Genomic DNA, 17,989 nt, shown 5'->3' on the forward strand with positions numbered 1-17,989 from the left:
CTCTACGCTGGCGTCGGTTGTGGCCATCTGCATCGGGGCCTGCACGGGCGCGCTCGCCCGCTGGCAGTTGGCGCTGTGGCTCAACACCAGCGGCGCGTTGCTGCCCTGGGGGACGCTGGCCGCCAACCTGGTGGGCGGCTACCTGGTGGGCGTGTGCGTGGCCGTCTTTCAGGCGCTGCCGCAGCTCGACCCAACCTGGCGGCTGCTGCTGATCACGGGTTTTTTGGGCGCACTCACCACGTTCTCCAGCTTCTCGGCCGAGGTGGTCGGCATGCTGCAGCAGCAGCGCTATGCGCTGGCCTTGGGTACGGCCGCCGTCCACCTGTTCGGCTCGCTGGCCCTGACCGTCGCAGGGATCTGGAGCGCTTCTCTTTTCATAGCGGCTCGTGGTTGAGTACACTGGGCCGCAGCCCGGTGGGGTTTCAATCCTCACCGCCCTGCAGCCCTCGCATCAACCGCCATGGAAGCCAACACCCAACTCAACGACAGCCGGCTGGCCAACGCCTGGGCCGAGCTGCACCACCACTCGACCAACGGCAGCCCGCTGCACGCCGACGCATACCGGCTGGCCTTTGCCGACCCTGAATTCCTGTTCCGCCGCGAAACGCGGGGCATCCGCTTTCAGCTGGAGCTGCTCAAGCCCGACCTGGGCCAGGCCGAGCAAGGCATCGAGAGCACGGTGGTCGTGTACGGCAGCGCGCGCTTCAAATCGCCCGAAGAAGCCGCCGCCCTGCTGGCCGAGGCCCAGGCCGGCAAGGACGCGGCGCAGATCCGCCGCGCCGAGCTGGCCGTGCGCAACGCGCGCTACTACGACCTGGCCCGCCAGTTCGCCAAACTGGTGGCCGAGCACAGCCTGACGCAGCCGGCCGACCAGCGCGTGTACGTGTGTACCGGCGGCGGCCCCGGCATCATGGAAGCCGCCAACCGCGGGGCCCACGAGGCCGGTGCCCCCAACGTCGGACTGAACATCTCTTTGCCCCACGAGCAAAGCGGCAACCCCTACATCACGCCCTCACTGTGCTTCAAGTTCCACTACTTCGCGCTGCGCAAAATGCACTTCATGATGCGCGCCAAGGCGCTGGTGGCGTTTCCGGGTGGCTTTGGCACGCTGGACGAGCTGTTCGAGGTGCTCACCCTGGTGCAGACGGGCAAGGCCAAGCCGGTCCCCATCGTGCTGTTTGGCTCCGACTACTGGAAGCGGCTCATCAACTTTGACGTGCTGGTGGAGGAAGGCACGGTCTCGCCCGAAGACCTGTCGCTCTTCCATGTGACCGACGATCCACAGGAAGCCTGGAACCTCATCAAGGCCTTCTACGGGCTGTGATCGCCACGGCGCACGGTGCCGCCAACGGCACCGGCACGCTCAGCGAATGACCGGCGGTGGCGGCGGCACCGCAATCGGCGGCAGCACGAAGATGGGCCGCACGATGGGGGGCAAGGTGGTGATGGGCGGCCGCGTGGCCGGAGGGGCTGGCGCGGTGGGCGTCGTCGGCGCGGGCGGCGTGGTGGGGGTCGTGGGCGTGGTGGGTGCCGGCGGGCGTGTGGTGGGCGGCTGCTGCGGGCCGGGCACCGTCACCGGCGGCGGTGCACCCGGCTGCCCCGGGTCGGGCGCAGGCACCGGGGTCGGCACGGGCTGGGGAGCTGGTGCCGCCGGTGTGGCAGGTGCTGGGGGCTCGGGCACAGGCGCGGGCAGTGGCTGTACACGACCACCGCCGCCGAGTTGCTCGCCCATCACATAGGGCAGCGGTGCGGGCGGCAATGGCAGCAACGCCCGGGTGTGCGTATAGAGCGGCAGTTCTGCATCGGACACCACACGCACCGATTCGCCCGCCTTCACGCCCACGCATCCTGCGCGGGTGCAGACCTCGATCTCGTCCTCCTCGCCGGAGACCACCACCTCACCGACCGCGTTGAAGGCCACCAGGAAGGCCGAGCCACGGATGCCCACCACCGCCGTGGGCGTGGTCACTTGGTAGTTGCGTGGCTCGCGCTTGCCAATCAGCCCGGTGATGGCGCGCAGGCCGCCCTGCAACAAACTCACGGCGAACTGGTCCTGCGCGGGGTTGCCGGTGTCGGCATAGCGCGTCACGGTGAACTGCGAGCCCGGGTACAGCGCCACCAGCCCGCCGTCCGAGAAACGGATCTGCGCACGCCCGTCGGCCCCGGTGAGCAGCACATCGCCCGCCTCCACCGGCAGGCCCTTGGACACGGCCGAGGTGCTGCCGGCGCGGCGCAGTTGTACATCACCCGTGCTGAACTGCACCAGCCCTGCTGCGGCAAGGCTCTGCAGGGGCCAGGCGGCCACCAGGGCGGCCCACCAGGCCAGGCGGAACGAAGGGGTCAAGGCGGGCATGTCGGGCCTCCCACGGCATCGAAACGCATTGCAGGCATCAGAACTCGCGCCGCACGGTGACAGACACCGTGCGCCGGTCGTAGTCGGTGATCGGCAGGTTGGACGCATTGCGTGTGACGGCCAACTGCGGCGTGATGCGCCAGCCCGGCGCAGGCAACCACGACAGACCGAGCGCCACCTGCGTGGCGCGGTCGCTGCGCCGCAGCGCAAAGAAGGGATCGTCCGCACCGTAGCGTCGCCGCTCGTGACTCGCGTGCACAAACGCGGCCCAATCGGGTGCCAGCGCCCACTGCCAGCCCGCGCGCAGCCCCCTCAGGCGGTGGCCGAGATGCTCGACGCCGGCCGCGTCAGGCGATTCACGCCCTGCGTACACGCCCGCATAGCCCAAGCTGCCGTTGCGCAGCACATGCACATACGAGGTGCCCGCCACCACGCGCTGGCCATCGCGCAGCGACTGGCCGGGGTAGCGCAGCGTCTGCCATTGCACAAAGCTGTCCCACTGCCGGAAGCCGTCGAGCCGCCAGATCCACTCACCCACCAGGCCTGCGGTGTTGCGCAAGGTGCTGCCATCCTGCTGCCAGGTGCTGCCCTGGGCGCTGAGCAGCCATTCGTGGCGCTCGCGCCGGTAGGCCAGGCCCGCGCTAGCATCCCACTGGAGCGCGTCGTAGTCTTGCGCACGGCGCGCGTGGCCGCGCAGGTCGGCGGTGGTCGCGCCCACCAGCGACCAGCGCGCGTCGATCACATGGCGCCCCCGCAGATGGCCCTGCAAGGCTGCAAAACCCGCGCCCTGCGCTGCGCTACCCGGAGCCAGGCTCCAGGCCGGTGTGCCGGGGGGCGAGAGCGACGGTGCGTCGGGAACAGGACCCGCGTTGGCATTGCTGTCGTGGCCCAGCGTGAGGTCGAGGTGGCCCTTCCAGGTCGAGCGGCCCTCGTGGCCACGCCGATCAAACGAGACGAGGAACGGGTCGAGGCTCAGGGCCGCATCCACCGGCACGCCGCGCAGGCCGAAGCGCTGCAGCACGGCCTCGGCGCCCGGCGCATCGCCCACGGCGTGCAGCGCACGCGCCAGCGCACGGGCTGCGTCTGCATCCTGCGGCCGGTTGGCCAACACGCGCTCCCAAGCCAGGATGGCGCGCGGATAACGGCCGGCCGCATGCGCGGCGTGGCCCATCAGAGCGTCAAATGCCGGATCGCCCGCCTCGGCCGCTTCCAGCCCAGACAGCAGCGCCAGGGCTTGCTCAGCCTGGCCCGCAGTCAGCGCCAGCTGCGCGGCCTGCCAGCGCGGCACAGCGGTCTGAGCCGCGGCCGACAGCGCCATGGCCCACACCGCTGCGGCCAGGGCAAGCTGCTCTTTCAAGTGTCTGCGCGCTCTGTCCCGCATCACGCCCTCCGTGCAGATACGCTCTGATCGCGGCCACTGTAGCGCTTTTACAGTCTTTTGGGTGGCGATTTGAAACCGCCGCGCGATCAACCGGCATCAGTGCCCGGCTGACGGCGGGGCATGTCCCATGCGCCAGGCCGTCCGCGCTCCCAAGCCCACCGCCGCGCCCACCACCCAGAACAGCCCGGCCACGCCGATCACCGCGCCAGCCGTGCCGAACAGCATGGGCATGAGCACGCTGGAGGCGTTGATGGCCATCAGGCGCAGGCCCAGCGCCTCGCCCTGGCGGTGGGCGGGCGTAATCTGGTGCAGCAGGCTCATCACCATGGGCTGCACCGAGCCCAGCGCCAGGCCCAGCAGCACCGAGCACAGGCCCATGGCCCAGGCGGTGGGCAGCAATGGGTACAACCCGAACAGCACCGCCGTGATGCCCATGGCCGCGGCCACCACCACGGCCTCGCGCAGCCTGTCGGCCACCAGCGGCATGAGCACGCGGATGCAGGCCGCCGCAATCGCAAACGCACCCAGGATGGTCCCGATCACCGAGGCCGACAGGCCGCGCTCGTGCCCGAGCAGCGGCACCACGAAGGTGTGCACGTCCCAGCACGAGGCGAGCAGCCAGTTGACGAACAGCAGACGGCGCAGCGGTGGATCGGCCAACAGATCCCACGCGCGGCCACGCGGGGCGTCGGCCGGCGTCTCGGTGCGGGGCAGCTCTTGCGTATGCCTCACCCAGAACCAGGTCAGCACCGGCAGCACGGCCATGAAGGCAAAGGCCGCGCGGTAGCCCTGGCTGCTGCCGGCCACCGGGCCGGCGTGGTCGATGAGCAGCCCGGCCGCAAACGGCCCCACGAAGTTGGACACCGCCGGCCCGATGGCCAGCCAGCTGAACACCTGGCGCAGTTGCGTGGCGTCGTGCGCCGCACGGCCCACATGGCGCTGCAGCGCAATGATGGCTCCGCCCGCCGCGCCACCCGTGCACAGCGCGGCGATGCACAGCGTGACGAAGTGCGGCCAAGCCAGCGCCAGCGCGCAGCCCGCCACGGCCACCAGCACCGCCCAGCCCACCGGCCGGCGCAGGCCGTGCCGGTCGGCATAACGCCCGGCGGGCAGCGAGAGGAACACCTGCGTGAGCGCGAACAGCGCCAGCAGTACGCCCACGGCCGCAGGGCTGTAGCCCTCGTTCAGGGCCCACAATGGCGCGGCCATGCGCATGCCCGCCATGGCCGCGTGGATGCAGACTTGGCCTGCAATCAGCCGCGCCAGCTCGCCGGTCACGGCGCGTCGTCCCCCAAGCCATCGAGCGGCAGGCCTGGCTGCGCCAGCCCCCCGCCGGGCGCGGGCAGCTCCTGGACGTCGCGCAGCTTGCGCTGGATGGCGCGGGTGCGCACGCCCACCTCGTCGAACTTGCGCGCAGCGGCGTCGATGGACTTCTTGGTGGCCTCGACCACGTCGCCGAACTTGGCGAACTCGGTCTTGACCACGCCCAGCAGCCCCCAGACCTCGGACGAGCGCTTTTCGATGGCCAGCGTTTTGAAGCCCATCTGCAGGCTGCTGAGCATGGCTGCAAAGTTGGCCGGGCCACTCACCACCACGCGGCAGTCGTTCTGCAGCGCCTCCACCAGGCCGGGGCGGCGCATCACCTCGGCAAACAGGCCTTCGGTGGGCAGGTACAGCACGGCAAAGTCGGTGGTGTGCGGTGGCGAGACGTACTTGGCACTGATCTTCTTGGCCTCCAGCCGGATGGAAGCCTCGAACGCATTGCCAGCCGCCGCAATGGCCCCCTTGTCGGCGGCATCGTGAGCGTCCATCAGGCGCTGGTACTGCTCCACCGGGTACTTGGAGTCGATGGGCAGCCACACAGGCTGGTCATCCTTGCGGCCCGGCAGGCGAATGGCAAATTCCACCAGCTCGTCGCTGCCCGGCACCGTCTTGACGTTGCGCGCAAACTGCTCGGGCGTGAGCACGTTCTCGATGATCGCGCCCAGTTGCAGTTCGCCCCAGGTGCCGCGCGACTTCACGTTGGTCATCACGCGCTTCAAGTCGCCCACGCTGCCGGCCAGGCTCTGCATTTCGCCCAGGCCCTTGTGCACCTGCTCCAGCCGCTCGCTCACGAGCTTGAAAGATTCGCCCAGGCGCTGCTCCAGCGTGGCGTGCAGTTTTTCATCGACCGTGCGGCGCATTTCTTCGAGCCGCGTGGCGTTGTCGGCCTGGATGGCGGCCAACCGCTCGTTGAGCGCGTTGCGCAGCTGCTCGGCATTGCTCTGGCTGCCCTGCACCAGTTGCGAGAGCTGCTCCGACACCGTCTGCTGCAGCGCGCCGAACTGGTTGCGGATCAGCAGGCCGTTGGATTCGAGCTGCACCTGCAGCGCACCGGCCATGGTGCCCAGCTGCTGCTGGATGTCGCCCTTGAGCGAATCGAGCGTGGCGCGCTGCGCGAGCGACAGCGCCTCGAAGCGCTCCTGGATGCGCTGCTCGAACAGTGCCGCGCTTTCGGCCAGGGTTTCACGCGACTTCACGCTCTCGGCGGCCAGCGCGCCCGTGGCCTGCACCAGGTCGGCGCGGAAGGCGCCCAGCGTCTGGGCCATTTCCTGGCGCGCGGTGGCTGCGTCGGTCTGGGCCTGGGCCAGGTGGGCCAGCAACGTGCGCTGGCTGTCGTCCAGCCGCCCGGCCACGGCGTGTTGCAGGGCCTCAAAGCGCTGGGCCAGGGCCGACTCCTGCACGGCCTGGCGCTGCAGCAGCGCGCTGTCGAGCGCGGCCAGGCGCTGCTCCAGCTTGGCTTCGAACACCCCAAAGGCGGCCAGCAGCTCGTTGCGCCCGGTGCGCGATTCGGCCACAGCCTGGGCCAGGCGTTCGTCCACCGCATGGCGCTGGGCATCGAGCGTGGCCTGCGTGGCCTGGGTGAATCCGCCCACCTGCTGGGCCATGCGGTCCAGCGCGCCATCTTGCCGCGCCACGGCCAGTTGCGTGGCCTGGGCGGCCTGCTCCAGCGCCTGCAGGCGCGTGGGCCAGTCGGGCGGCAAGTCGACGCGCGGGCGCCGCCACAGCAGCACGCCTTGCAGCACCAGCACGGCCAGCAAACCAGCCCCCAGCCCGAGCACCCAGGTTTCCGTCATCGCACACCCACCACTATCAAAACAGTAGCTGATTGTGCTTGACTTTGCTGCGTCGCGGGCCAGTTTGCACCAAATCCGAGCACGCTGCAGCGCTATGCGCAGCGCTGCACGCGGGCCCCGGGCGGTCGATCAGGGGCGCGGGGCGCCCGGGTAGGGCACGGTATTCACCGGCGTGAGCGGGCCGCGGCCGTCGAAGAACGCGATCAGGTTGTCGGCCGCCAGTTGCGCCATGGCCCGGCGCGTGGGCACGGTGGCGCTGGCGATGTGCGGCGTGAGCACCACGTTGGGCACTTCAAGCAGACCCGGGTGCACGGCCGGCTCGCCCTCGAACACGTCCAGCCCCGCAGCGGCAATGCGGCGCTCGCGCAACGCCCGGGCCAGGGCCGCGTCGTCCACGATGCCGCCGCGCGCAATGTTGACCAGCGTGGCCGTGGGCTTCATCAGCGCCAGCTCGGCCGCGCCGATGGTGTGGTGCGCCTCGGGGCTGTAGGGCAGCACCAGCATCACATGGTCGGCCTCGCGCAGCAGCGTGGCTTTGTCCGTATAGGTGGCCTTGCATTCGGCTTCGAGCGCCGGGGCCAGGCGCGAGCGGTTGTGGTACAGCACGCGCATGCCAAAGCCGTGGGCCGCGCGCCGGGCAATGCCCTGGCCGATGCGCCCCATGCCGACGATGCCCAGCGTGCTGCCATGCACCTCGGCCCCGGCAAACATGTCATAGCTCCAGCGGTTCCAGAGGCCGGCGCGCAGAAAGTGCTCAGATTCCGTGAGCCGCCGCGCCGTGGCCAGCAGCAGCGCAAAGCCGAAGTCGGCCGTGGTTTCGGTGAGCACGTCGGGCGTGTTGGTGCCCACCACGCCGGCGGCGGTCATCGCCGCCACGTCGAAGTTGTTGTAGCCCACGGCCATGTTGGCCACGATGCGCAGCCGCGGGCTGGCGGCCAGCAGTGCGGCATCCACCCGCTGGCTGCCGGTGGTGAACGCGCCGTCCTTGTCGGCCATGCGCGCAGCCAGCTCCGCCGGGCTCCAAAGCACATCGTCCTGGTTGGCTTCCACGTCGAAGTGTGCGGCCAGGCGCTCGACGATGTCGGGGAAGATCGCACGGGCGATCAGGATGCGGGGTCGGCTCATCAATGCATCTCCAGTGAATGTGCCCGGCACGCCACTCTGTGACGCGGGCGCTGCCCAAACCAGGGCAGCCGAGCAAGGGCAGCCCCGCAGCGAGGGCTGCGTCCCCCTACCCGCAGTGCGCAGCGCCACGGGCGCTCAGGGGGATGCTTCATCTCACCTAAACCAGATGAAGGTCATGACGATGAACAGCGGAATCAGCACACAGCCCGACCAGGCCATGTAGCCGAAGAAGCTGGGCATCTTCACGCCGCGGTCTTCGGCAATGGCCTTGACCATGAGGTTGGGCGCATTGCCGATGTAGGTGTTGGCCCCCATGAAGACCGCCCCCGCCGACACGGCCGCCAGCGTGGGCGCCAGCGTGGTCATGAGCACCGCCGGATCGCCGCCGGCCGTGTTGAAGAACACCAGGTAGGTGGGCGCGTTGTCCAGGAAGGAGCTGAGCGCACCGGTGGCCCAGAAGTACATGGCCGGATCGGGCGTGCCGTCGGGCCGCGTCACCGCGCGCACCACCGCACTGAACGGGCCGTCCACCCCGGCCTTGAGCATGGCGATCACCGGAATGATGGTGAGGAAGATGCCTGCAAACAGCTTGGCCACCTCTTGCATGGGCCCCCAGCCGAACTGGTTGGCCTCGTGCACCGCGCGCGGCGTGACCGCGAGCGATACCAGGGTCACGGCGATCAGGCCGATGTCGCGCACCAGGCTGGGCAAGGCCACCGGGGTTCCAGCCACGTCGAACACGACGCTGGACTTCCAGATACCGCTGAGCAGCACGAAGCCCACCACCACGGCCAGCAGCAGCAAGTTGACCTGGCCCTGCAGCCGGATGCCGCGCGTATCGGGCGTGGGGTCGCGGGGCAGCAGTTCTTCGCGCTTGCGCCAGTACCAGCTGTCCAGCGCATAGAAGATGGCCAGCAGCGAGCCCAGCATGAACAGCGTTTCGGGAAAGATGTGGCGCACCGTCCAGAAGAACTCCACGCCCTTGAGGAAGCCCAGGAACAGGGGCGGATCGCCCAGCGGCGTGAGCGAGCCGCCCACGTTGGAGACGATGAAGATGAAGAACACCACCACATGGGCCACGTGCTTGCGGTTGTCGTTGGCGCGGATCAGCGGGCGGATCAGCAGCATGGACGCCCCGGTGGTGCCCATGAAGCTGGCCAGCACCGCACCCAGCGCCAGAATGGCCGTGTTGGTGCCCGGGCTGCCGTGCAGATTGCCTTGCACGAAGATGCCGCCAGCCACGGTGAACAGCGCCGTGAGCAGGATGACAAAGGGGATGTACTCGGCCACCAGCGCGTGCGCCACGCCCGCGCCCGCAGCCCCCACCCCGAACACCGCCGCAAACGGCACGAGAAACGCGAGCGCCCACGCCGCGGTGACCTTGCCGTAGTGGTGGTGCCAGAAGATCGGCGCCAGCAGCGGCATCAGCGCGATGGACAGCAGCATCCCGGCGAACGGAATGCCCCACCACACTGCCAATTCAGCACCGTTGAGTTCGCCCGCATGGGCCATGAAGGGAAGACCCGCCACGCACAGGGCCAGGCAGCGGCGCTGCCAGATCGAGAGCTTCATCGGAATTGCCTCCTGTTGTTGTCGTTGGAGGCCGGAGTGTCCCCCATCAGGCGGGACTGGAGATGTCAAACACCTGACGAAGATACGCGAGGTACTTCTCGTCGTCGCACATGCCCTTGCCTGGGGTGTCCGACAGCTTGGCCACGGGCTGGTCGTTGCAGCGCGTCATCTTGATGACCACTTGCAGCGGCTCGTGCGCGGGCGGGTCGCCCAGGTCGTTGGTGAGGTTGGTGCCGATGCCAAACGCCAGCTGGCAGCGGCCGCGAAAGCGCTGGTAGAGCTCGATGGTGCGCGGCACCGTCAGGCTGTCGCTGAAGATCAGCGTCTTGGTCAGCGGGTCCACGCGGTTCTTGCGGTAGTGCTCGATCAGGCGCTCGCCCCAGGAAAACGGATCGCCGCTGTCATGGCGCGCGCCGTCGAACAGCTTGCAGAAGTACAGGTCGAAGTCGCGCAAAAAGGCGCTCATGCCGTACACGTCGGACAGCGCAATGCCCAGATCGCCCCGGTATTCCTTGGCCCACATCTCGAAGCCGAACACCTGGCTGTCGCGCAGCCGCGGGCCCAGCGCCTGGCAGGCCTGCAGATATTCGTGCGCCATGGTGCCCAACGGTGTCAGGCCCAGCTTCATGGCATACAGCACGTTGCTGGTGCCCGCAAACTGCCCTGGGGCCGAGGCCGAGCCCGGCCGCCGCGCGCCAGCACCCAGCCGGGCGCAGAGCACACGCAGCACCTCTTCATGCCAGGCACGCGAAAAGCGGCGGCGCGTGCCGTAGTCGGCAATCTTGAGATCGTCGAGCCCCTCGGCCTGCAACTGGGCGATCTTGGCATCCAGCCGGCGGCGGCCTTCGGGAAAGTCGGGCACCTTCTGCGTGTTGCGGAAGTACACCTCGTTCACGATGGCCAGCACCGGAATTTCGAACAGGATGGTGTGCAGCCAGGGCCCGCGGATGGTGATGTCGATCTCGCCAGTGGGCAGCGGCGTGATCTGGATGTACTTTTCGTTCAGGCGGAACAGCCCGAGAAAATCGACGAAGTCGCTTTTGATGAAGCGCAGCGAGCGCAGGTAAGCCAGCTCGGCATCCTGAAACGACAGGCTGCACAACGAGCGTACTTCGTCGCGAATCTCCTGCACATACGGCGCAAGCTGCACGCCCGGGTTGCGGCACTTGAAGCGGTATTCCACCTGCGCGCCCGGAAACTGGTGCAGCACCACCTGCATCATGGTGAACTTGTACAGGTCGGTGTCCAGCAGGCTGGTGATGATCATGGGCGGGGGCGCAGGCCGTGCGCAGGTTCAGAGCCAAATCGGCTGCTCGTGCTTGTTAATCAAGCACAAGCAGCTCATATTTTGATAGCAAATACCGGTCAGGCCACCACGAGGCGCTGCAGCGCCTGGCGCAGGGCGTCCGGCAGCGGCACGGGGCGGCGCGTGGCGCGGTCCACGTACACATGCACGAAGTGGCCGGCCGCGGCGGACAGCGGCTCACCTTGCGCGAACAGGCCGACTTCGTAGCGCACGCTGCTCGTGCCCAGCCGGGCCACACGGATGCCCGCCTCCACCATTTGCGGAAAGGCCAGCGAGGCAAAGTAGTTGCACTGCGTCTCGATCACCAGGCCAATGGTCTCGCCCGCGTGGATGTCGAGCACGCCCTCGTCGATCAGGTGCGCATTCACGGCCGTGTCGAACCAGCTGTAGTACACGACGTTGTTCACGTGGCCGTACACATCGTTGTCGCTCCAGCGCGTGCTGATGGTGCGGAACACGGGGTAGCTGCTGCGCGGCTGCGGCGCGGGGCGGGCGGCCGGCGCGGCCGCGGGGGTGTCGGGTGCGCTCATGGCCGGCCATTGTGCCAGCGGGCGTGGTACGACAGCGCCACACGCCAGGTGGTGAGCTGCACCTGCACCGTGCGCGCAATGTCGCGCCCGTAGCCCCCGGCCATGGTGAACGCCAGCGGAATGCCGCGCCGCCAGGCCCAGTCGAACACGCGGCGGTCGCGCGCCTCCATGCCGTCATCGGTCACGGCCAGGCGGCCCAGGCGGTCGCCTTCGTGGATGTCGGCCCCGGCCAGGTAGAGCACAAAATCCGGCGCAAAGCGCAGTTCCAGCGCCAGCAGCGCCTGCTCCACGCAGGCCAGGTATTCGTCGTCGCCGCAACCATCGGGCAGTTCCACGTCGAGGTCGCTCGGCTCCTTGCGGAAGGGGAAGTTGCGCGCGCCGTGCAGCGACAGCGTGAACACGCTGTCGTCGCCCTGGAAGATGCGCGCCGTGCCGTTGCCCTGGTGCACGTCCAGGTCGATCACCGCCACCTGCAGCGGCCCCCGAGCGCCGCGCCGGGCTGCGTGCTGCGCCTGCAAGGCCCGCGCGGCCACGGCAATGTCGTTGAACACACAGAACCCGCCGCCTTTGTCAGCGTAGGCGTGGTGCGTGCCGCCGGCCACGTTGCCGGCAATGCCCTCGCGCAGCGCGGCTTCGCAGGCGGCCAGGGTGCCACCCACCGAGCGGCGCGCACGCTCGGCCATGGCCTCGCTCCACGGAAACCCGATTTCGCGCTGCGCCATGGGCGGCAGCGTGCCCTGCGCAATGTGGGCGATGTATTCCGCCGTGTGCACCCGCGCCAGGTCTTCGGTGGCGGCGGCCGGGGCCTCGTGCAGCTGCACGCCGGGCAACTCTTGCGCCAGCGCATCGCGCAGCATGCGGTACTTGGCCATGGGAAACCGATGCCCCTCGGGCAAGGGCAGAACGAAGTGGTCGGCGTAGTACGCATGCATGGGCCGCGATTGTGTCGGGGATGCGATACCCGAGAAGCGCCTCTAATTTTTGCTGCAACGCAACAAAATCGCTTGCCAAGGCGGCTGGGGCACCGCAAAATCCACCCCATGCTGCACTGCAACATGAACGGCGTGAACCGCAGGTCCATGTCAGCGCAGATGTCCGCAACCCTTCCGGCCCGCGGGGGCCGATTTCTCTAGGAGAACCGACATGACGCTGACCGCAGAACAGATCCTGGCTTCGCACAAGGCCAACCTCGAAACCCTGTTTGGCCTGACCTCCAAGGCCTTTGAAGGCGTGGAGAAACTGGTCGAACTGAACGTGACCGCCACGCGCGCCGCCCTGAACGAAGCCGCCACCCACAGCCAGGCCCTGCTGAGCGTGAAGGACGCCCAGGAACTCCTGGCCCTGCAGGCCGGCATGTTCCAGCCCCTGGCCGAGAAGACCGCCGCCTACAGCCGCCACCTGTACGACATTGCGTCGGGCACCGGTGCCGAGTTTGGCAAGGCGTTCGAAGCCCAGGCCGCTGACGCGCAGAAGGGCTTCACCAACCTGGTGGACAGCATGGCCAAGAACGCCCCGGCTGGCTCTGAAACCGCCGTGGCCGTGATGAAGAGCGCCGTTTCGGCCGCCAACAACGCCTTTGAATCGGTGCAAAAGGCTGTGAAGCAGGCCTCCGACGTGGCCGAAGCCAACTTCAACGCCGTGGCCTCCACGGCAGCCAATGCCGCCAAGACCGCCGCTCCGCGCAAGCGTTGAGCACCGGCTGTCCGGGTGCTCTCTGGAGAGCCAACTCTAGGCACGCTTCAGGGATTACCCGGATAATCCGCCCACAGATCGACGGCATTCCCGGCGATCTTCCAGTTGTCTCCTTGGATCCTCTCGAAACCCCCGTTTCAAGGATCCTTTCAAGCCCGGTGTCTCCACCGGGCTTTTTTTTGGTCGCTGCGTGCGCCCCCCCTGCTCCACCATCACCGTCCACAGACCTTGGCGCATACGGCCGGCCTGCAATGCGACTGCTCCCACGCCGCCCACAGGCCCGAGGCTTGGCCGTCTCGCCGCACGCGCGTTTACGCAACGACGGCGGCGCAAGACGCGGGGCTCGGCGCCGCGCGCGAAATTCCCCTCCGCTTGCCCCACCATCTGCGTGGATCCTCAAGGTACGCGCCGCTGCTGCAGAGCCCCCTCCAAGACGTGGAAATTATTAAGAATAATTCGCGTTTACTTTATCATTGCGATGTTTCCATCCTGAAGGACTTGATCCACCATGTTGTCGAAAAACGCGAAAGCCTTGGTCTCGGCCTGCCTCATGGCCACTGCTGCTCTGGGCGCCCATGCACAAGAGCAGGTGTTGAACCTTTACTCGGCGCGCCATTACTCCACCGACGAGGCCCTGTACACCGGCTTTACCAAGGCCACCGGGATCAAGATCAACCGTGTGGACGCCGATGACGCGGGCATCCTGGCCCGCCTCAAGGCGGAAGGCTCGGCCTCGCCAGCCGACGTGATCCTGCTGGTGGACGCCGCTCGCCTGCACAAGGGCGAAGTGGACGGCCTGTTCCAGCCGATCAAGTCCAAGGTGCTCAACGACGCCATTGCGCCCAACCTGCGCGGAGCGCCTACCGCCGATGGCTCCATCGCCTGGTATGGCCTGTCCACGCGCGCCCGCATTGTGGTGTTCAACAAGACGAAGGTGCAAAAGGACGATGTGGACACCTACGAAGAGCTTGGGGATCCCAAACTCAAGGGCAAGATCTGCATCCGATCCGGCTCGCACCCGTACAACCTGAGCCTCTTCGGCGCTGTGGCCGAACACATCGGCATGGAGAAAACCGAGGTCTGGCTCAAGGGCATCGTGGCCAACCTGGCGCGTCCGCCCAAGGGTGGCGACACGGACCAGATCCGCGCCGTGGCCGCCGGTGAGTGTGATGTGGCGGTGACCAACAGCTATTACCTGGCCCGCCTGATGCGCTCGACCAAACCGGAAGATGTGGCCGCGGTCAACAAGCTGGGCGTTGTGTTCCCGAACCAGCAGTCCTGGGGCACGCACCTCAACATCGCCGGCGGTGCGGTGGCCAAGCACGCCAAGAACCAGGCCAACGCCATCAAATTCCTAGAGTATCTGGTGAGCGCCGAAGCCCAGAACTACTTCGCCAACGGCAACAACGAGTGGCCCACCGCCAAAGGCGTGACCACCGACAACCCGGCCCTGCGCGCCATGACCGGCAACGCGCCCTTCAAGAGCGAGACCATCCCGATCAGCGCAGTGGGCGCGAATGCGGTCAAGGTGCAACAGATGCTGGACCGCGTCGGCTTCCAATAAACACGCGCCACTGGCAGGCGCCGCGTGGGCGGCCCTGCCCTGCCTTTTCACAGCCCGGCCCCGCCGGGCTGTTTTGCTGGTGGGGCCTGACTCGGCCATAATTGACGTTTACGTTAACGTCATTTGCGGAGGCAACATGGAGATCCAGGGCAAAGTTTTCATCGTCACCGGCGGCGCATCGGGTCTGGGCGAAGGCACGGCGCGGCATCTGGCACGCCTGGGCGGCACCGTGGTGGTGGCCGACATGCAGGCCGACAAGGGTGAGGCCGTGGCCCGCGAGATCGGCGGCGCCTTCGTGCGCTGCGACGTGAGCAGCGAGGCCGACGGCCAGGCGGTGGTGGCCCAAGCGGTGTCGCTGGGCAAGCTCATGGGGCTGGTCAACTGCGCGGGCATTGCCCCGGCCGAGAAGACCGTGGGCAAAAACGGCGCGCACGCCCTGACGCTGTTCCAGAAGACCATCACCGTCAACCTGCTGGGCAGCTTCAACATGATCCGCCTCGCAGCCGAGGCGATGTGCAAGAACGAACCCGAGGCCACAGGCGAACGCGGTGTGCTGATCTCGACGGCAAGCGTGGCGGCGTATGACGGCCAGATCGGACAGGCGGCCTACAGCGCTTCCAAGGGCGGCGTGGTTGGCATGACCCTGCCCATCGCACGCGACCTGGCGCGCAACGGTATCCGCAACATGACCATCGCCCCGGGCATCTTCGGCACGCCGATGCTGTTTGGCATGCCCCAGGAAGTGCAGGACGCACTGGCCGCCGGCGTGCCCTTCCCGAGCCGCCTGGGCACGCCGCAGGACTACGCCAAGCTCGTGCAGCACATCTTCGAAAACGACATGCTCAACGGTGAAGTGATCCGCCTGGACGGCGCGATCCGCCTCGCGCCGCGCTGAAGCACTCGCCCCCCCCCAGCCCGCGCCCGGCGCAGGCGCGCGGCGGGTCCTGACACGAGGGCTGCGCCGTAAGCGCGTCCCTCGACCTTGCATGCCGCTCGCCTAGAATGGCAGGCTTTCCGGCGCAACCGAGGACCTGCATGATCACCGAAAAAATCGACGGCGTTTCCGTCAGCACCCAGGCCAATGTGTACTTCGACGGCAAGTGCGTGAGCCACAGCATCACCTTCCCCGATGGCACACGCAAGTCGGTGGGCGTCGTCCTGCCCGCCACGCTGACCTTCAACACCGGCGCACCCGAGATCATGGAATGCGTGGCCGGCAGCTGCGAATACCGCCTTGCGGGCTCTGACACCTGGCACACCTCCAAGGCTGGCGACCGCTTCAACGTACCCGGCCAGTCGAGCTTCGACATCCGCGTGACCGAGGCCTACCACTACATCTGCCACTTCGGCTAATTCCGACTTCGCACCATGGCAACCATTCTTCAGAACCTTCCCACCGGCCAAAAAGTCGGCATCGCTTTCTCGGGTGGCCTGGACACCAGCGCCGCGCTGCACTGGATGAAGCTCAAGGGCGCTGTGCCCTACGCCTACACGGCCAACCTGGGCCAGCCGGACGAACCCGACTACGACGCCATTCCGCGCAAGGCCATGGAGTACGGCGCCGAGAAGGCACGCCTGATCGACTGCCGCACGCAGCTGGCGCATGAAGGCATTGCCGCCCTGCAGGCCGGCGCCTTCCACATCAGCACCGCCGGGGTGACCTACTTCAACACCACGCCGCTGGGCCGCGCCGTCACGGGCACCATGCTGGTGGCCGCCATGAAGGAAGACGACGTCCACATCTGGGGCGACGGCAGCACCTACAAGGGCAACGACATCGAGCGTTTCTACCGCTACGGCCTGCTCACCAACCCGGCGCTCAAGATCTACAAGCCCTGGCTGGACCAGCTCTTCATCGACGAACTCGGCGGTCGTGCCGAAATGTCGGCCTTCATGACCAAGGCGGGCTTCGGCTACAAGATGAGCGCCGAAAAGGCCTACAGCACCGACAGCAACATGCTGGGCGCCACGCACGAGGCCAAAGACCTGGAGCATCTGAACAGCGGCATCCGCATCGTGAACCCGATCATGGGCGTGGCCTTCTGGAAGGACGACGTGGCCGTGAAGGCCGAAGAAGTCTCGGTGCGCTTTGAAGAAGGCCAGCCCGTGGCCCTCAACGGCATCGAGTTCAACGACCCGGTCGAACTGATCCTGGAGGCCAACCGCATCGGTGGCCGCCATGGCCTGGGCATGAGCGACCAGATCGAAAACCGCATCATCGAGGCCAAGAGCCGCGGTATCTACGAAGCCCCGGGCTTGGCGCTGCTGCACATCGCCTACGAACGCCTGGTGACGGGCATTCACAACGAAGACACGATTGAGCAGTACCGGATGAACGGCATGAAGTTGGGCCGTCTGCTCTACCAAGGCCGCTGGTTCGACCCGCAAGCCATCATGCTGCGTGAAGCGGCCCAGCGCTGGGTGGCCCGTGCGGTGACCGGCACGGTCACGCTGGAACTGCGCCGCGGCAACGACTACTCGTTGCTCAACACCGAGTCGCCGAACCTGACGTACCACCCCGAGCGCCTGACCATGGAAAAGGGCGAATCCATGTTCTCGCCGCGCGACCGCATTGGCCAGCTCACGATGCGCAACCTCGACATCGTGGACACCCGCGACAAGCTGGGCATCTACAGCTCGGCGGGCCTGCTCTCTGGCGGCCAGCATGGCGATCCGTTGAGCCTCACGGGCCAGCGTTGAGCCGATCGAGCACACTCAAGGCTGCCCCGGGCAGCCTTTTTTTCGCCTACCACCGCTGAATTGGGCATCATTGTTAGCATTTGGGTTTCTTTTTAACTAGAATAATCACTTTCAAACCGCGGACTCTGCCATGACCACTTCGCCTTTTCGTCGTGCCCTGCTCATCGGTGCCCTGGCGTGCGCTGCCCAGGTGCTGCCTGCCCACGCCACACTGGCCCAACCCGAAGGACCGGTGATCCTGTCCATCACCGGCAAGATCGACGTCCGCAACCAGGGCGATCAGGCCGCATTCGACCTGGAAATGCTGGAAAAGCTGCCACAACGTAGCTTCACCACGCAGACGCCCTGGGACAAGAAACCCACCAAGTTCACCGGTCCGTTGCTGCGCGACGTGCTCGCCGCGGCCAAGGCGCGCGGCCAAACCATCACGGCGCTGGCCTTGAACGACTACAAGACCACCATCCCGATGGACGACGTCACGCGGTTTGACGTGCTGCTGGCGCACCGCATCAACGACGAACCGATACCGGTGCGTACCAAGGGCCCGCTGTTCATCATCTATCCCTTTGATGCCAAGCCCGAACTCAAGGCCGCGCGCTACTACGAACGCTCGGCCTGGCAACTGCGCTCTTTGACCATCGACTGACCGG

17 protein-coding genes are annotated in these 17,989 nt (G+C 67.3%); 8 read left to right on the forward strand and 9 right to left on the reverse strand.

What is annotated here, in order from left to right:
- Positions 1 to 7: 7 nt before the first annotated feature.
- Positions 8 to 394: a fluoride efflux transporter CrcB gene (crcB, locus tag ABD866_RS06480; RefSeq protein ID WP_345062515.1), complete on the forward strand. Its 387-nt coding sequence runs from the start codon at positions 8 to 10 to the stop codon at positions 392 to 394.
- A 66-nt stretch (positions 395 to 460) separates the two neighbouring features.
- Positions 461 to 1,324 (forward strand): LOG family protein, encoded by an 864-nt coding sequence (locus ABD866_RS06485; protein WP_345062317.1) that lies wholly within the window; start codon positions 461 to 463, stop codon positions 1,322 to 1,324.
- Positions 1,325 to 1,363: 39 nt separating this feature from the next.
- Here ABD866_RS06485 and ABD866_RS06490 read toward each other — a convergent pair whose 3' ends face one another.
- The 9 genes from ABD866_RS06490 to ABD866_RS06530 form a co-directional block, all read right to left on the reverse strand.
- A complete protein-coding gene (locus ABD866_RS06490; protein ID WP_345062319.1) occupies positions 1,364 to 2,353 on the reverse strand; it encodes a FecR family protein in 990 nt (329 codons plus the stop codon).
- 37 nt (positions 2,354 to 2,390) lie between these two features.
- Complete coding sequence (locus ABD866_RS06495; protein WP_345062321.1) at positions 2,391 to 3,710, reverse strand: surface lipoprotein assembly modifier; 1,320 nt, start codon at positions 3,708 to 3,710, stop codon at positions 2,391 to 2,393.
- 120 nt (positions 3,711 to 3,830) lie between these two features.
- On the reverse strand, positions 3,831 to 4,958 hold the full coding sequence (locus tag ABD866_RS06500) for an MFS transporter (protein WP_425549553.1): 1,128 nt from the start codon (positions 4,956 to 4,958) through the stop codon (positions 3,831 to 3,833).
- A gap of 50 nt (positions 4,959 to 5,008) precedes the next feature.
- On the reverse strand, positions 5,009 to 6,850 hold the full coding sequence (locus ABD866_RS06505; RefSeq protein WP_345062325.1) for a DNA recombination protein RmuC: 1,842 nt from the start codon (positions 6,848 to 6,850) through the stop codon (positions 5,009 to 5,011).
- Positions 6,851 to 6,979: 129 nt separating this feature from the next.
- Positions 6,980 to 7,975, reverse strand: coding sequence for a 2-hydroxyacid dehydrogenase (locus tag ABD866_RS06510; RefSeq protein ID WP_345062327.1), 996 nt, complete (start codon positions 7,973 to 7,975; stop codon positions 6,980 to 6,982).
- A 153-nt stretch (positions 7,976 to 8,128) separates the two neighbouring features.
- The gene (locus tag ABD866_RS06515) at positions 8,129 to 9,547 is read right to left on the reverse strand and encodes a sodium:proton antiporter (protein ID WP_345062329.1); all 1,419 of its coding nucleotides are present in this window, start codon (positions 9,545 to 9,547) and stop codon (positions 8,129 to 8,131) included.
- Between the two features lie 46 nt (positions 9,548 to 9,593).
- A complete protein-coding gene (gene pncB, locus ABD866_RS06520) occupies positions 9,594 to 10,814 on the reverse strand; it encodes a nicotinate phosphoribosyltransferase (RefSeq protein WP_345062331.1) in 1,221 nt (406 codons plus the stop codon).
- A 98-nt stretch (positions 10,815 to 10,912) separates the two neighbouring features.
- Complete coding sequence (locus tag ABD866_RS06525) at positions 10,913 to 11,383, reverse strand: acyl-CoA thioesterase (RefSeq protein ID WP_345062333.1); 471 nt, start codon at positions 11,381 to 11,383, stop codon at positions 10,913 to 10,915.
- Positions 11,380 to 12,315, reverse strand: a complete 936-nt coding sequence (locus ABD866_RS06530; RefSeq protein ID WP_345062335.1) for a histone deacetylase family protein — start codon at positions 12,313 to 12,315, stop codon at positions 11,380 to 11,382. The genes ABD866_RS06525 and ABD866_RS06530 overlap by 4 nt, the downstream gene beginning before the upstream one ends.
- A 211-nt stretch (positions 12,316 to 12,526) precedes the next feature.
- Here ABD866_RS06530 and ABD866_RS06535 point away from each other — a divergent pair, with 211 nt between their 5' ends.
- From ABD866_RS06535 to ABD866_RS06560, 6 genes are all read left to right on the forward strand, one after another.
- Positions 12,527 to 13,075 carry a phasin family protein gene (locus ABD866_RS06535; RefSeq protein ID WP_345062337.1) on the forward strand — a complete coding sequence of 183 codons (549 nt, stop codon included), beginning with the start codon at positions 12,527 to 12,529 and terminating at the stop codon, positions 13,073 to 13,075.
- A 511-nt stretch (positions 13,076 to 13,586) separates the two neighbouring features.
- Positions 13,587 to 14,639, forward strand: a complete 1,053-nt coding sequence (locus ABD866_RS06540) for an extracellular solute-binding protein (protein ID WP_345062517.1) — start codon at positions 13,587 to 13,589, stop codon at positions 14,637 to 14,639.
- 136 nt (positions 14,640 to 14,775) lie between these two features.
- The gene (locus tag ABD866_RS06545; protein WP_345062339.1) at positions 14,776 to 15,534 is read left to right on the forward strand and encodes a 3-hydroxyacyl-CoA dehydrogenase; all 759 of its coding nucleotides are present in this window, start codon (positions 14,776 to 14,778) and stop codon (positions 15,532 to 15,534) included.
- A gap of 140 nt (positions 15,535 to 15,674) precedes the next feature.
- Positions 15,675 to 15,992 (forward strand): pyrimidine/purine nucleoside phosphorylase, encoded by a 318-nt coding sequence (ppnP, locus tag ABD866_RS06550; protein WP_345062341.1) that lies wholly within the window; start codon positions 15,675 to 15,677, stop codon positions 15,990 to 15,992.
- Positions 15,993 to 16,007: 15 nt separating this feature from the next.
- Positions 16,008 to 17,339: an argininosuccinate synthase gene (gene argG, locus ABD866_RS06555; RefSeq protein ID WP_345062343.1), complete on the forward strand. Its 1,332-nt coding sequence runs from the start codon at positions 16,008 to 16,010 to the stop codon at positions 17,337 to 17,339.
- A gap of 130 nt (positions 17,340 to 17,469) precedes the next feature.
- Positions 17,470 to 17,985, forward strand: a complete 516-nt coding sequence (locus ABD866_RS06560) for a putative pterin-binding protein (RefSeq protein WP_345062345.1) — start codon at positions 17,470 to 17,472, stop codon at positions 17,983 to 17,985.
- The last annotated feature ends 4 nt before the right edge of the window (positions 17,986 to 17,989 follow it).

This window comes from Acidovorax lacteus (assembly GCF_039540375.1).
Classification (GTDB): Bacteria; Pseudomonadota; Gammaproteobacteria; order Burkholderiales; family Burkholderiaceae_C; genus Acidovorax_G; species Acidovorax_G lacteus.